The 13,904-nt window shown below is 64.6% G+C and carries 14 protein-coding genes; 9 read left to right on the plus strand and 5 right to left on the minus strand.

The genetic code is table 11. The features are described 5' to 3' along the window. Positions 1-71: 71 nt before the first annotated feature. Positions 72-1,373 carry a MocR-like pyridoxine biosynthesis transcription factor PdxR gene (locus tag HMPREF3056_RS09105; RefSeq protein ID WP_070754618.1) on the plus strand — a complete coding sequence of 434 codons (1,302 nt, stop codon included), beginning with the start codon at positions 72-74 and terminating at the stop codon, positions 1,371-1,373. Between the two features lie 43 nt (positions 1,374-1,416). Here the strand turns inward: HMPREF3056_RS09105 and HMPREF3056_RS09110 are convergent, their stop codons facing one another. From HMPREF3056_RS09110 to HMPREF3056_RS09120, 3 genes are read right to left on the minus strand one after another with little or no spacing between them, the layout of a single operon-like run. Next, positions 1,417-2,049 (minus strand): anti-sigma factor, encoded by a 633-nt coding sequence (locus HMPREF3056_RS09110; protein WP_049157096.1) that lies wholly within the window; start codon positions 2,047-2,049, stop codon positions 1,417-1,419. Then, positions 2,046-2,654 carry a sigma-70 family RNA polymerase sigma factor gene (locus tag HMPREF3056_RS09115; protein WP_049157094.1) on the minus strand — a complete coding sequence of 203 codons (609 nt, stop codon included), beginning with the start codon at positions 2,652-2,654 and terminating at the stop codon, positions 2,046-2,048. The genes HMPREF3056_RS09110 and HMPREF3056_RS09115 overlap by 4 nt, the downstream gene beginning before the upstream one ends. Before the next feature lie 7 nt (positions 2,655-2,661). Further along, entirely contained in the window at positions 2,662-2,868 is a 207-nt protein-coding gene (locus tag HMPREF3056_RS09120) for a hypothetical protein (protein ID WP_049157090.1), read from the minus strand. A gap of 169 nt (positions 2,869-3,037) precedes the next feature. Between HMPREF3056_RS09120 and HMPREF3056_RS09125 the strand changes: the two genes are divergently transcribed. The 4 genes from HMPREF3056_RS09125 to HMPREF3056_RS09140 all read left to right on the plus strand — a co-directional run bounded on the left by HMPREF3056_RS09125 (position 3,038) and on the right by HMPREF3056_RS09140 (position 7,796). Continuing rightward, complete coding sequence (locus HMPREF3056_RS09125; protein WP_070680489.1) at positions 3,038-4,618, plus strand: redoxin domain-containing protein; 1,581 nt, start codon at positions 3,038-3,040, stop codon at positions 4,616-4,618. Positions 4,619-4,628: 10 nt separating this feature from the next. Further along, entirely contained in the window at positions 4,629-5,231 is a 603-nt protein-coding gene (locus HMPREF3056_RS09130) for an MBL fold metallo-hydrolase (protein ID WP_046648498.1), read from the plus strand. A gap of 98 nt (positions 5,232-5,329) precedes the next feature. Next, positions 5,330-6,649 carry an O-acetylhomoserine/O-acetylserine sulfhydrylase gene (locus HMPREF3056_RS09135; protein ID WP_046648383.1) on the plus strand — a complete coding sequence of 440 codons (1,320 nt, stop codon included), beginning with the start codon at positions 5,330-5,332 and terminating at the stop codon, positions 6,647-6,649. Next, positions 6,597-7,796, plus strand: a complete 1,200-nt coding sequence (locus HMPREF3056_RS09140; protein ID WP_246822503.1) for a homoserine O-acetyltransferase MetX — start codon at positions 6,597-6,599, stop codon at positions 7,794-7,796. Before HMPREF3056_RS09135 ends, HMPREF3056_RS09140 begins: the two co-directional genes overlap by 53 nt. Here the strand turns inward: HMPREF3056_RS09140 and HMPREF3056_RS09145 are convergent. Together HMPREF3056_RS09145 and HMPREF3056_RS09150 are read right to left on the minus strand one after the other, a co-directional pair. Beyond that, positions 7,793-8,107 carry a DUF3017 domain-containing protein gene (locus HMPREF3056_RS09145; RefSeq protein WP_049157087.1) on the minus strand — a complete coding sequence of 105 codons (315 nt, stop codon included), beginning with the start codon at positions 8,105-8,107 and terminating at the stop codon, positions 7,793-7,795. The genes HMPREF3056_RS09140 and HMPREF3056_RS09145 overlap by 4 nt on opposite strands. 174 nt (positions 8,108-8,281) lie before the next feature. After that, a complete protein-coding gene (locus HMPREF3056_RS09150) occupies positions 8,282-9,136 on the minus strand; it encodes a bifunctional methylenetetrahydrofolate dehydrogenase/methenyltetrahydrofolate cyclohydrolase (protein WP_070754619.1) in 855 nt (284 codons plus the stop codon). 24 nt (positions 9,137-9,160) lie between these two features. Between HMPREF3056_RS09150 and HMPREF3056_RS09155 the strand changes: the two genes are divergently transcribed. The 4 genes from HMPREF3056_RS09155 to feoB all read left to right on the plus strand — a co-directional run bounded on the left by HMPREF3056_RS09155 (position 9,161) and on the right by feoB (position 13,873). Continuing rightward, on the plus strand, positions 9,161-9,631 hold the full coding sequence (locus HMPREF3056_RS09155) for a tRNA (cytidine(34)-2'-O)-methyltransferase (protein ID WP_049157085.1): 471 nt from the start codon (positions 9,161-9,163) through the stop codon (positions 9,629-9,631). A 14-nt stretch (positions 9,632-9,645) separates the two neighbouring features. Further along, positions 9,646-11,550 (plus strand): pyruvate kinase, encoded by a 1,905-nt coding sequence (locus HMPREF3056_RS09160; RefSeq protein ID WP_070754620.1) that lies wholly within the window; start codon positions 9,646-9,648, stop codon positions 11,548-11,550. A 136-nt stretch (positions 11,551-11,686) separates the two neighbouring features. Further along, positions 11,687-11,935 (plus strand): FeoA family protein, encoded by a 249-nt coding sequence (locus HMPREF3056_RS09165; protein WP_070680494.1) that lies wholly within the window; start codon positions 11,687-11,689, stop codon positions 11,933-11,935. Between the two features lie 3 nt (positions 11,936-11,938). Beyond that, positions 11,939-13,873 carry a ferrous iron transport protein B gene (feoB, locus tag HMPREF3056_RS09170; protein ID WP_070754621.1) on the plus strand — a complete coding sequence of 645 codons (1,935 nt, stop codon included), beginning with the start codon at positions 11,939-11,941 and terminating at the stop codon, positions 13,871-13,873. The last annotated feature ends 31 nt before the right edge of the window (positions 13,874-13,904 follow it).

Below are 13,904 nucleotides of genomic sequence, written 5' to 3' on the forward strand. Positions count from 1 at the left end.
GTGGCCCAGAAAATTGGTCCAAGACAAGAGCCATTTTTAGAGTGTTGAATTAGACCACTTATGATGGGGTCGTGTCTTTCCGCCTCGATCCATCTGATACGCGCGCGTTGCCGGTGCAGATTGCCGAAGCCCTCCGCACCCAAGTCGCGGCGGGCATTTTGCTGCCCGGCGAGCAGGTGCCGTCGACGCGTTCACTGGCGCGCGATCTGGGCATTTCCCGAGGCAGCGTGGTTACCGCCTACGAGCAGCTCACCGCCGAGGGCTACCTCACTGCGTCGGTTGGCTCGGGCACCGTCATCAACCCGCATCTGCCCCACGGGCGCACCCCACAGCCTCACCCTGCACCGCGGCCCAGTCCTGCCCCACCGCGCGTGGAGCTGACCCCCGGTTTACCCGATACGGCCGGAATCATCACCCCCGAATGGAGGGCGGCGTGGCGCAAGGCCGCGGTGAATCCTTCCGGCGATCTCCCCCGCGAGGTGGCCGCGCACCTGCGCCACATGCGCGGGCTCACCGTCGACCCGGCCTACGTCGTCATCACCGCCGGCGCCCGCGACGGCCTCTCGGTGCTGCTGCGCGCGCTGGGCGGCCACTTGCGCGTGGGCGTGGAGTCCCCCGGCTACCCCAGCCTGCGCCGCGTTCCCCAAGCTTTGGGCCACACGCTTGTCGACGTCCCCACCGACGCCCACGGCGTCACCGTCCCCACCGTTGACCTCGACGTTCTCATCGTCACCCCCTCCCACCAGCACCCTTATGGTGGTTCGCTGCCGGCGGCCCGGCGCGCGGAACTCGTCGAGTGGGCACGCAGCAACGACGTGCTCATCATCGAGGATGACTTCGATTCCGAGCTGCGCTACGTCGGCCAGCCTTTGCCCGCGCTGACCGCGCTCGCCCCGGAACACACCGTCTTGCTGGGCACGTTTTCCTCGGTGATTTCGCCGTCCATTGCCTGCGGCTACCTCGTGGTGCCGCCGAGCTTACGCTCGGCGGTGGATCGGGTGCGGGAGGTCTTCGGCCAGCCTGTCGGCGCAATCCCCCAAGCAGCGCTGGCGAACTACTTGGCCAGCGGTGCGCTGCGGCGGCACACCGGGCGGATGCGCCGCGCCTACAAACGCCGCCGCGATCTCGTCCAAGCCGCGCTGGAAGACGCCCCCGCTACCCTTCTGCCCATCCACGGCGGGCTCCATGCGGTGTTGCTGTGCGATAACGCCGTGGTCGACCGCGCGGCTTCCCTAGGGCTAACGCTCACCCCGCTCAGCGACTACTGGGGCGGCGTGGCCGCCGAGGAAGGCGTGGTCTTGGGCTTTGGGCATTTGAGCGATGTCGAACTCGCCGCCGCGCTGGATCTGGTCAAGCAGGCCTTAACTAGCTGACACGTAGCTAGCCTGGCGCGTAGCTGCCCTATCGCATACCGGGCTAGCTAGCGCTGGCCAAGGTCACGGTGGCGAGGGTACGACCGGTGGGTTGCTCGCTGCCACCCGCGGGTTCCTCGGTAACCATGACTTTGACCGCGGCACCGTCGAAGGGCATCCACACCCCATCGTGTGGGGCCTGACCGATAACCCCGGCTGAGGCCATCTCACCATCTGCACTGACTGCCCACACCTGGGCGCCCATGCCGTCGGCCAGTTGCGGCTGGCCATCGACCATCGCGCCGGATTTCGCCATCGAGGCGGAGGAAACGATATCCAGTTGCGCTCCCGAGGCATCCGCATTGCCCTGCATAAGGTCCTCTGCGCCCATGATGTCGTGCATGGATTTCTCGCCCGGCGATTCAGCCTCTACTTGCGCGCTATCCGGTGCATCTTGCTGACCCAACTGCAAGAGCTGCGGCGCGGCTACCACGCCTGCGACGAGCACTGCGGCGGCAGCCGGCACCGCTACGAAGGCCCGCCAGCGGCGGCGTGGAAGCTCGATGACCTCAGCAGCTTCGCCACCGTCAATTTCCGCAAAGACAGCATCTTTCATTCGCGCTGGCGGATGCACGTCTGGGAGGGAATCGAGGAAGTCGTCGAAAGTCTCATCAGAAAACTCATGCGTATTGCTCATCTTCCCTCCTTTCCGAGAATCGCTTTTAGCTTCTTAACGCCGTCGCGCACGCGCGTCTTCGCCGTACCCAGCGGTACTCCCGTTGATTCTGCCAGTTCAGCATGCGTCAAGCCATTGAAAAATGCGAGGGCTACCGCGGTGGAATGCGGCTCCCCAATCTCGTCGATGGCCCAGCGCAGGCGCTGCGCTTCGACATGTCCTAGGGCCTCATCTTCAAGAGGCTCGGTGTAGGTAGCCTGGGTCAGCAGCGCGTCGCGGTTATCGCGTTGCACTGCAGCAACGTGGCTACGCAGCTTATCGACGGCCCTCCCATGCGCCAACCTGCCCACCCACGACCGCGCGTTTCCCCGCTGCGGGTCAAATTTCGCAGCGGAAGTCCACACCTCAACGAAGACATCTTGGGCAACCTCTTCGGCTAAGGCAGGATTGCGCAGAACGCTCAGGCACACGCTGTACACGGTGGGCGCGAGGGCGTCGTATAGCGCGCTGAAGGCATGCTTGTCTGCCGCAGCGGTCTGAACGAGCAGGTCGTTCAGCCGCGCATGTTCATCAGGTGACATCGCAGACACGGGTGTAGAGCTTACCTCCAGCAGCGGGGCGGACATGGCACTTTTACTTAGTCATTTCTTCACTCGGCGCCATCATCTCATCGCTCTTCATTTCCTCAGTCATCATGGAATCCGACTCCATCGCATCAGAACTCGGGGCCATCATCTCAGAGCTGGGCTTCATGTCCACTTCTTCCTTCTTGTCGTTGCAGGCAACCAGCCCACTGGCGGCTACGGCAAGTGCAGCGGCGGCGGTAACAAGCTTCTTCATTTCGGTACTCCTTCTTCAGGTCTTCGGGTCCGGCCTTTCCGGACCCTGTATCTGACCATTCGGAGCCACCCTGCGATGCGGATTGGACGGATTTAAAAGCAATCCGCTTTTCACTCGTGTTCCGAACTAGTTGCATACGCACACCGCATCACAAGCGAAGGAGCACAGGATGTTATCTACGCTATTCATCGGGTTTACCGGTGGCCTTATCACCGGCATCTCGCCCTGCATCTTGCCGGTCTTGCCGCTGGTCCTCGCAGTCAGCGGCGGCTCACGGTGGCGGCCATGGCAGGTCGTCGGCGGACTCGTCACAAGTTTCAGCCTCGTCACGCTGTTTGCCACAACGCTGCTCAATGCCTTGGGCCTCCCGGCCGACGTCCTGTGGAAAGTGGGAATCGCGCTGCTCGTTCTCGTGGGCCTGGGAATGGTGTTCCCTCGCGTTCAGGAAGCCCTCGAGTGGCCTTTCCAGAAGCTCCCGAAAGCTGGCGGCTTGCAAGCCACAGCCCGCGACAAGGGCGGCTTCGTCGTTGGCCTAGCCATGGGGGCTGTCTTCGTTCCCTGCGCGGGCCCAGCACTGGCCGCAATCTCCGTGGCGGGCGCCACCGGGACTGTCGACGCCCACATCCTCCTCCTCTGTCTCTCCTTCGCCCTCGGCGTGGCGATCCCGCTGCTGGCTTTCGCCTTAGGCGGCAACGAGGTGGGCAAACGCGTCGATGCTTTCCGCTCCCACCAACGCGAGGTACGCGTCACCGCGGGAATTGTGGTGATCGCCATGGCCGGCGCCATCTCACTCGGCGCGCCCGCGTGGCTGCAGCAGAAGCTCCCCAGTATCAACACCGACGCCACGCCCGTTGAACAGGCCACCCTCACAGCCGAAGGAACCCCCGTGCCCGCGTTCGCGGGGCTGACCGGCTGGTTCAACACGGATGCGCCCGTCGATCCGCGGACCTCCGGCAAGGTCACGCTCATCGATTTTTGGGCCTATGCCTGCATCAACTGCCAGCGCAACAACACGCACCTGACCAAGCTCTATGCGCATTACAAGGACTACGGCTTCGACATCATCGGAATCCACGCGCCGGAATACGCTTTCGAGCACGAGGCCGACAACGTGCGCCGTGCGGCCCGCGAGCAGGGAATCGAGTATCCAGTGGCACAGGATAATGACTTCGCCACGTGGAAGAACTTTGGGAATCGGTACTGGCCGGCGCACTATCTCGTCGACAAGCACGGCATGTTGCGCCAATCCCACCACGGCGAGGGCGACTACGCCGAGACCGAGCGCCTCATTCGTGAGCTTCTCCTCGAGCGCGACCCCAGCATAGAACTGCCTGAGCCCATTGAAGCCGCCGATGCTCACAGCGCTCCGCGCTCGCCGGAGACCTACCTCGGCACCGCACGCGCACAGTATTTCACCAACCCCGATTACCACGACGGCACGCACCAGTTCACCACGAGCGAGCCGCCGTTAGGTCAGTATTCGCTGGGCGGGACGTGGACTTTGGCCGACCAGCCCATCACCGCCGGACCTAACGCGCGGCTGCGACTGAATTATCGCGCCGCCTGGGTACAGCTCGTGGCATCAGGGCAAGGAACGGTTCGCGTGCACCGCGCGAATGGTTCGGTCCGCACCTTCGACATCACCGAGGACGGCACGGTGGATCTCGTCAGGGAACCGGACAATCACACCGAAACAATCGAGCTGGAAGTAAGCGAAGGCCTCTCGCTGTATTCCTTTACTTTTGGCTAGCGTGGGGATCATGAAGGTTTCTCTGCATGGGCAATCCGCCGTGGCTGTCGAGGCTCCCCAGGGGCGCATCGTCATCGACCCCGGCCCCCTTTCAGACCTCAGCTGCCTGGAAGGCGCTGAGGCGGTGCTGCTCACGCACGCGCACGGCGATCACCTCGACGTCGATGCCGTGCGTGCAAGCGGCCTGCCAGTGTGGGGAACGCAGGAAGCCATCGACGCCCTCGGCTCCGGCACCATCGTGCATGCTGGAGAGACGTTCACGGTTCTGGGCCTTGAGATTCACGCGGTGGGCGGGCTTCACGAGGAAATCCACCCCAGCATTCCGCGCCCCGAGAACCTGGGCTATTTCTTTAATGGTGTGCTGCACCCCGGGGACCAATGGTGCGTCCCGAAGGGACGCACGGTAAATGTCCTCCTACTCCCCATCGCCGGGCCGTGGGTGCGCGGGGCGGACGCCGCGGATTACGCCATGCGCATCGGCGCGCGGCTGACGGTGCCCATCCATGACGCCGTGCTTTCCGACGCCGGCAAGCAAAACACCGACGGCATGCTCCAACGCGCCGGCGTGAGCGGCTATCGGCGCCTGCGGGTTGGTGAAAGCATCGACGTTTAAGCCGAACCAACCGCTCGGTCTATTTTTATTCTCGGTCTTGCCTGCGGTTTCCACAAAGCCACTAACGGCACTGAACCGCTTGGTCTAGCCTTTGTGGCATGAGCACCAAATACGATAATTCCGAAGTCAACGAGTGGTCGTTCGCGACCCGCGCCCTCCACGCCGGACAGAACCTGGACGGCTCCACCAACGCACGCAACGTTCCGATTTACCAAACCACCTCGTATGTCTTCAACGACGCCGAGCACGCCGCCAACCGCTTCAACCTCTCGGATGCCGGCCCGATTTATACCCGCCTGACCAACCCCACCCAGGACGCACTCGAGGAGCGCCTCGCTTCCCTCGAGGGCGGCGTCGCCGCCGTAGCTTTCGCCTCCGGCCAGGCCGCCGAAACCGCGGCCATCCTGAACCTGGCCTCCGCCGGCGACCATATCGTGACCTCCCCGCGCCTCTACGGCGGCACCTCCACGCTCTTTACCGTGACCTTGAAGCGCCTCGGCATTGACGTCACCCTCGTCGAGAACCCGGATGACCCGGCCTCCTGGCAGGACGCCGTCCAGCCAAACACGAAGGCTTTTTACGGCGAGACCTTCGGCAACCCAGTCGCCGATGTTCTCGACATCCCTGCCATCGCCGAGGTAGCTCACAAGAACCAGGTCCCGCTCATCGTGGATAACACCATCGCCACCGGCGCGCTCGCCCGCCCGCTGGAGCTGGGCGCGGACATCGTCGTGGTTTCCACCACCAAGTTCTATACCGGCAATGGCTCCGCCATCGGTGGTGCCATCATCGACGGCGGCTCCTTCGACTGGACCATCGAGCGTGACGGCGAGCCCGTCTTCCCCTACTTCGTCACCCCGGACGAGGCTTACCATGGCCTCAAGTACGCCGACCTGGGCGCACCGGCCTTCGCCATCAAGGCGCGTGCGGGCCTGCTGCGCGATACCGGTGCCGCCATCTCCCCCTTCAACGCCTGGCTGACGCTGAATGGCATCGAGACGTTGCAGTTGCGCGTCGAGAAGCACAATGCCAACGCCCAGGCCGTGGCAGAGTACCTGGAGTCCCACGCCAAGGTCACCACCGTCAATTACGCCGGCTTGGACTCCTCGCCGTACAAGGCCACCAAGGAGAAGCTCGGTTACGCCTACACCGGCTCCGTGCTCTCCTTCGACATCGACGGCGGCCGCGAGGAGGCGTGGGCGTTTATCGATGCGCTGAAGCTGCACTCGAACCTGGCCAACATCGGCGATACTCGCTCATTGGTGGTGCACCCGGCGACCACCACGCACTCCCAGTCCGACGAGGCAGCGCTCAAGGCCGCGGGCATTACGCAGGCCACGGTGCGCCTGTCGGTGGGCATCGAGGATGTCAACGACATCATCGCCGACCTCGAGCGTGGGTTCGCGGCCATTGGTTAGCGCCATCCCGGAACTCGCGCCCGAAGGCGAGCTCACCGTCGTCCCCATCGGTGATTTCACCACGGAAGCAGGCGCCGTGCTTGCCGACGCCCACGTGGCCTACCAACGCTGGGGCGCTTTCGCCGGCGACCCGGACGGCGTCAACAATGTCTTGGTGGTTGAGCACGCGCTGACCGGGGATTCCAATGTGGCGGACTGGTGGTCCGACCTGGTGGGGCCTGGCAAGGCTTTGGACACCACGCGCTGGTGCGTTATCGCGACCAATGCGCTGGGCGGCTGCAATGGCTCGACGGGGCCGAAGTCGCTGCACCCGGATGGAAAGCCGTGGGGCGGGCGCTTCCCGGCGCTGTCGATTCGGGACTTGGTGGAGGCTGAGCACGACTGCTTGACGCAGCTGGGTATTTCCCGCGTGCACGCGGTACTCGGCGGCTCGATGGGCGGCGCGCGCACGCTGGAGTGGAGCTTGCTGCACCCGGAAAGCGTGTCCGCGGTGTGCGTAATTGCGGTGTCTGCTCGGGCTTCGGGCTGGCAGATTGGCATCCAATCCGCGCAGATTTCCGCCATCGAGCGCGACCCGTTTTGGCATGGCGGAAATTACTACCTCACGGACAAGACTCCGCGGGATGGTCTGGCAGCGGCGCGCCGCATCGCGCATTTGACGTATCGCGGCGAGCAGGAGATCGACGAGCGCTTCGGCGCTACCGCACAGCAAGGCGAGAATCCCTTGGGGCCGCACCGCCAGCTCAATCAGCGTTTCGCGGTGAACTCCTACCTGGATTACCAGGGGGCGAAACTCACCGAGCGCTTCGATGCGGGTTCCTACGTGGTGCTCACGGAGGCGTTGAACCGGCATGACGTCGGCCGCGGGCGCGGCGGGCTCATCAAAGCGTTGGCGGCCTCCCAGGTGCCGACGATGGTGGTGGGCGTGGACACCGACATCCTCTACCCCTATCACCAGCAGGAGCACATCTCCCGCAACGTCAACCAGCTGCTGGCGATGGCCAAGATTGTCTCCCCCGTGGGACACGATGCTTTTCTGACGGAGACCCGGCAGATGAACCGTATCCTGCGCAACTTCCTGCTGCTCTCCGCGCCGAATGGCCTCGATGTGGGCCCTGCGTACGTGGGCGATGAATATTACATCTAAGAGCCCAGCGCGTCGATGGAGAAGGCCATGAACACCATCGCCGCGCCCAAGATGCCTGTAAAGCAGGCATCGAAGCGCCGGGAGCGCACCGCGAGCACGCCGACCCGCGAGGAGTCGCAGGTCAAGCGGACCACCGTGAGCCACACCAGCGCCCCGCCCAGCAGCAGCGTGGCGCGGCGCCAGTGCTCGAACACGGCATAGAAACCCGACACCACAACCGCCACGACGAACAGGCCGATGGCCAGCCACTGGAGAGCCGGCGGCAGCGCCGAGGGCTTCAGGTGCGCATCGTGCGGGTTCGACAGGGACACCGGTGGCGTGGTTTTCCCGCGGGCTTGGCTTTCAGTCTGGCTTCCATTCTGGCTTCGAGGCTGGCCTTGAACAGGGCCCTGAGCTGGGCGCCGGGGCATTCGTTGTGCTCGGTGCTGCGGGCTTCCTTCTGATTGTGGGGACATGCTCATTACTTGGGCGTTCGTGTTGCGCCGTTAGTGAGCGGCAAGCTTTTCGGCGCGCTCGACAATGTTGCTCACCAGGAACGCGCGCGTCAGCGGGCCCACGCCGCCCGGGTTCGGGGAGACGTAGCCGGCCTTCACCCAGACGTCCTCGGCCACGTCGCCGGCGAGTTTGCCGTCAACGCGGGACACGCCGACGTCGAGAACCGCAGCACCTTCCTTGACCATGTCGGCGGTGAGCATGTGTGCCTTGCCGGCTGCCGCGATAATGACATCGGCCTCACGGGTCTCCGCAGCGAGGTCCTTGGTGCCAGTGTGGCACAGCGTCACCGTGGAGTTTTCGCTGCGGCGGGTGAGCATCAGACCAATCGGGCGGCCCACGGTCACGCCGCGGCCAATAACCACGACCTTGGCGCCATCGAGCTCTACCCCAAAGCGGCGCAGCAGGTGGATGCAGCCATTCGGAGTGCAGGGCAGCGGGGCTTCCTCGTTGAGCACCAGCTTGCCCAGGTTGATCGGGTGCAGGCCATCAGCGTCCTTGGCCGGATCGATGAGCTCGAGCACGCGGTTTTCATCCAGGTGCTTCGGCAGCGGCAGCTGCACGATGTAGCCAGTGCAGGCGTCATCATTGTTGAGTTCCTCGATGACGCGCTCCAGCTCCTCCTGGGAGATATCTCCCGGCAGGTCCTTGCGAATCGAGTTGATACCGAGCTTCTCGCAATCGCGGTGCTTCATCTTCACGTAGGAATGCGAACCCGGATCATCGCCCACCAAGACCGTAGCCAGGCCCGGGGTAATCCCCTTCTCTTTGAGGGCGGCCACGCGCTGGGCCAGGTCCTCAAAAATCTCGTCGCGGTACAAGTTGCCATCTAGTTTGGTAGCGCTCATGCACACCATCCTAGACTGATGCCTATGAGCAGCTTGCACATCGTCTTCGACAACCCCGTGATCCCTACCAACACCGGCAATGCCATCCGCACCGCCGCCGTCACGGGCGCGAGCCTGCACCTCATCGAGCCGCTCGGCTTCAACTTCGAGGACAAACACCTCAAGCGCGCGGGCTTGGACTACCACGACTTAGCGGACCTCACGATCCACAAGGATTTCGACGCCTGCATGGACAGCTTGCCCGGCGCGCGCGTTTTCGCTTTCACCACCCACACGGACAAGTGGTTCACCGACGTGGAATACCAGGAGGGCGATGTCCTGCTTTTCGGCACCGAACCCACGGGCCTGCCGGAGGAACACGCCTTTCACCCGCGGGTAACGGAGCGCGTGCGCATCCCCATGATGCCAGCGCGACGCTCGATGAATCTATCCAACGCGGCGTCGACAGCCGTGTATGAGGCCTGGCGGCAGCTCGGCTTCCGTGGCGCGGTCTAACAAGTCGCGGCACAATGTGGGTGAACTTTCACACCGAAGGAGACACCTTGCCTAGCCTGCGCCCACTGCTTGATTCCCTCATTACCCGCGTCGAAGCTTCGTCTGCCGCCCACGCCGCGCAGATAGCGCGCGTGGATCCCGTCCACCGCCCCGGCGCGGTCAACCTCGTGCGTTATATGGAATTGCGTTCCCAGGACGCCGTCGAACTGCAGGAAGGCCTCACGGCCTTGGGTGCTACGAGCCTGAGCCACCCGGAGCCCGCGGTGCTAGAGCGCCTCCACGCCGCGCGCAATGTGCTCGACGCCTTCGACGGCCAGGCGCCGACCTACCCCGTGCAGCCCATCGCCTCGGCGTATGCAGACGCCGACGATATCCTCGACGCCAACACCGAGGCCCTCCTCGGCCCCACCCAGGAGGACACGCACGCGCGCATCATGGTGACTCTTCCCACCGAGGCTGCGGAGGATTATGAGCTGGTCCTCGGTTTCGCCCGCGCGGGCATGGAATTAGCCCGCATCAACTGTGCGCACGATGACCAGGCGGCGTGGGAGAAGATGGTGGAGCACGTCCACCGCGCCGCTCAAGAGGTGGGGCGCGAGATTCTGATTTCCTGCGATATTGCTGGCCCCAAGGTCCGCACCGGCACCATCGAGCCGGGCCCGCAGGTCATCCGCGTGCGCGGCGAGCGCACCGCAGCAGGCGAACTGCTGAGCCCAGCAACGCTCGTGCTTCACGACGCCCCCTCTACCGACCACGCCCACGGGGTGGCGAGGGAGGCGTCGCCAAGCGCGGCGCGCCCGGCGGTAGCGCTGGAGGTGGATGGCAAGTGGTTGGCGCGCCTGCGGCCCGGCAGTGAGGTGCGCTTCACCGAAGCGCGCGGGCGCTCCCGTGTTTTCACCGTGGAGAGCACGCAAGCGGGCGTGGCCGTTCTGCACGGGGAGCGCAACTGCTACCTCGCCGAAGGGACGGTGCTCAACCACGGCGGGGAGATCACCCGGGTGCATGGGGTTCCGGCCCTCGAGCAAAAGACTCGCCTGCACCGCGGGGAGGAGTTGGTGCTCAGCACTTCGCAGGAGCCGGCGCGCATCGCGGAGGGTGAGGTGACCACTATTGGGTGTACGCTGCCGGAGGTGGTCGGTGCGCTCAAAGTGGGGCACCGGGTGATTTTCGATGATGGCGCCATCGCCGGCCGCGTCCGCGAGGTGCGGGAGAATGGTGCGGCGCACGAGGCCGTCGTCACCGTGGAGCATGCGGGACCGACCGGCACCAACCTGGCCGCCTATAAGGGAATCAACCTGCCGGATACCGACGTCCCGCTGCCCAGCCTCACCGAGGAAGACATCGAAGCACTTCGTTTTGTGGCCACGCACTGCGATATCGCGGCGGTCTCCTTCATCCGCACGCCGGCTGATGTGGCTTTCCTCTATGACACGCTCGAGGCGATTGCCGCCGAGCAGGAGTCCGAGGAGATGGCGCAGCGCGTGCGTGACCTGGGCATCGTGCTCAAGATTGAAACGGTTCCCGCCTATGAACAGCTGGGAAGCGTGCTGCTGGAGGGCATGCGGCACGCCAAGTTCGGCATCATGATCGCGCGCGGTGACCTAGCCGTAGAGCTGGGTTTCGACCAGATGGTCCAAGTGCCGGGGCGCATCATGAAGGTCGCGGAGGCGGCCCACATCCCGGTCATCATGGCCACGCAGGTTCTGGAGACCCTAGCCAAGACCGGGCTTCCCTCCCGCGCGGAAATCACGGACGCTGGCTATGCGCTGCGCGCGGAGTGCGTGATGCTCAACAAGGGGCCGCACATCACGGAGGCCATCCAGATTCTGGACCGCATGTCCCGCAAGCTAGGCCAATCGCGGCTGAAGAATCGCCAGAGGCTGCGCCAGGTGAGCAGCTGGTCCACTCCAAACGCTTAATGCGCCGCGCACCTGCGCCGCGTGGTGAGGATCACCTAAGAGATAGCTACAAACCTAGACGGACCTATGTTTACTAAGGGTAACCTATAAAGGTAATGCTTATTCGGTAGTGCTTATTTAAGGAAGAGGGCTCGCCGTGAAGTTATCTCAGTGCCCACGACAAACCGCCGACGCTATCCCCATGGGATGCACCATCACCTTGGGGAAAGAGTGCATTTCCTGCACCTGCGACACCGCCCTAGCGGTGCGCCTCGGCGAGCTAGGAATCCGCCCCGGCGCCACGTTGACCATGGGCCCGCGCGTGGCCGGTGGCGCGCGCGTTGTCTCGGTCGGCAGCTGCCGCTACGCCATCGATAAAGCGACGCTACAAGCCATCGAGGTCTAAACCATGGCCACCACGAAACCCAGCTGCCACGGCGATCCGGGCGGCGCGGTAGCCCCTCTTGGCGCTCCCATCATCGCGCTCGTCGGCTCCCCCAATTCCGGCAAGTCCACACTGTTTAACGCCCTAACCGGCGCGAAGGCACAAACCGGCAACTGGCCGGGTACCACCGTTGAGGTCAGCCGCGGTGCGTGGAAGATCGGTGAAGCAACCGCCGATCTCATCGATTTTCCCGGCACCTACTCGCTCGACCCGCTCAGCCCCGATGAGGCGCTCACCCGCGCCATGCTCATCGATTGCCCCGCAGATGAGCGCCCCGACGCCGTCGTCGTGGTCGTCGATGCCAGCGCCGTAGCGCGCGGCCTCAACGTGGCGCTCCAGTTAGCGGAGCAGCCCTACCGCCTCATCATCGCGCTGACGAAGACCGACGTGGCCCTCAACCAGGGCCAAACAGTGGATCCCGTTGCGCTCGCTGAATCCACCTCCATCCCGGTGGTGGTGGTTGATGGGCGTAAGCGGGAGGGCGTCGAGAAGCTGCGAGAGGTTGTTGTTGATTCTCTGGCGGCTGAGCCCGTGCAGCTGCGCGAGGACGCAGGTTTGGAGGCCCGCTTCGCGGAGTTGGATGCGGCGGCGAAGGCCTCGGTGAGCGAGGTCGAGCACGCCACGCCCCTCTCCCACCGCCTCGATGCGGTGGCCCTTCACCCGGTAGTGGGGCCGCTGCTGTTTCTGGCCGTGATGTGGGTGGTCTTCCAGATCACCACCACGGTGGCCGCTCCCCTCCAGGATGGCCTGGAGGCACTGGTCTCGGGCCCCTTGAGTGACTGGGCGCGGGCGGGGCTAGAAGCCATCGGCTTAGGCCACCCTCTCATCACGGGCCTGCTTGTCGACGGCCTCATCGGCGGCGTCGGCATGGTCCTCACCTTCGCCCCGCTCATGGCGCTGATGTTCTTGTGCTTGGCGGTGTTGGAGGATTCCGGCTACATGGCGCGTGCCGCGGTGGTCACGGACCGTCTCATGCGGGCCATCGGTCTGCCGGGCAAGGCTTTCATCCCCATTGTCGTGGGCTTTGGCTGCAACGTGCCGGCGATCTCGGCCACGCGCGTGCTGGGCAGCCCGCGGCATCGCATCATGACCGCGCTGCTCATTCCGTTTACCTCGTGCTCGGCGCGCTTGGTGGTCTTCGTCATGCTTTCGGCCACGTTTTTCCCGGGGCACGCCGGCAGCGTGGTGTTCATCATGTACGTCATTTCCATCGCGCTGCTCGTGCTGGTGGGTTTGGCGCTGCGAAAGACGCTGTGGCGCGCGGTGCCTGAGGAAGCGCTGGTTATTGACTTGCCGACGTACCAGCTGCCCACCGTGCGCCTGGCACTGAGCGTGATGTGGACGCGCTTGAAGGGCTTCTTGCAGACGGCCGGCGGCATCATCGTGAGCACCGTGGTCGTGGTGTGGCTGCTCATGGCCATCCCGGTTGGGGATGCGGCGCAGGATTCTTCGTGGGGTGAGCCGCCGGCGCCGGAGGATTCCGCCTATGGGGCGGTCGCGCACGCCATCGCTCCAGCCTTTGCCCCGGCTGGCTTCGACTCGTGGTCCCTGGCGGGTCCGCTGGTGACCGGCTTCGTGGCCAAGGAGGCGCTGATTTCGACGTGGGCGCAGACCTACGCCGTCGACGACGTCACCGACGCCTCCGCGGAGGAACAATCCCACAGCGCGCTCAGCGATCACGTGCGCGCGGACTTCGAGCAGGCTTCTGACGGTCATCCCCTCGCCGCGGTGTGGGCCTACATGCTCTTCCTGCTGGCCTACACGCCCTGCGTGGCCACGATTGCCGCGCAGCGGCGAGAGATTGGCTGGCGCTGGACGCTCTTCGGCTTCGGCGTCCAGCTGGCCACAGCGTGGGTGCTGGCTGTAGCGGCCTTCCAGATTCTGAAGGTGTTTATCTAATGCCCGCCTCCCCCATCCAGGCCGTGCAGGA

The sequence above is a fragment of the Corynebacterium sp. HMSC056F09 genome, from assembly GCF_001815785.1.
Taxonomy (GTDB): domain Bacteria; phylum Actinomycetota; class Actinomycetes; order Mycobacteriales; family Mycobacteriaceae; genus Corynebacterium; species Corynebacterium hiratae.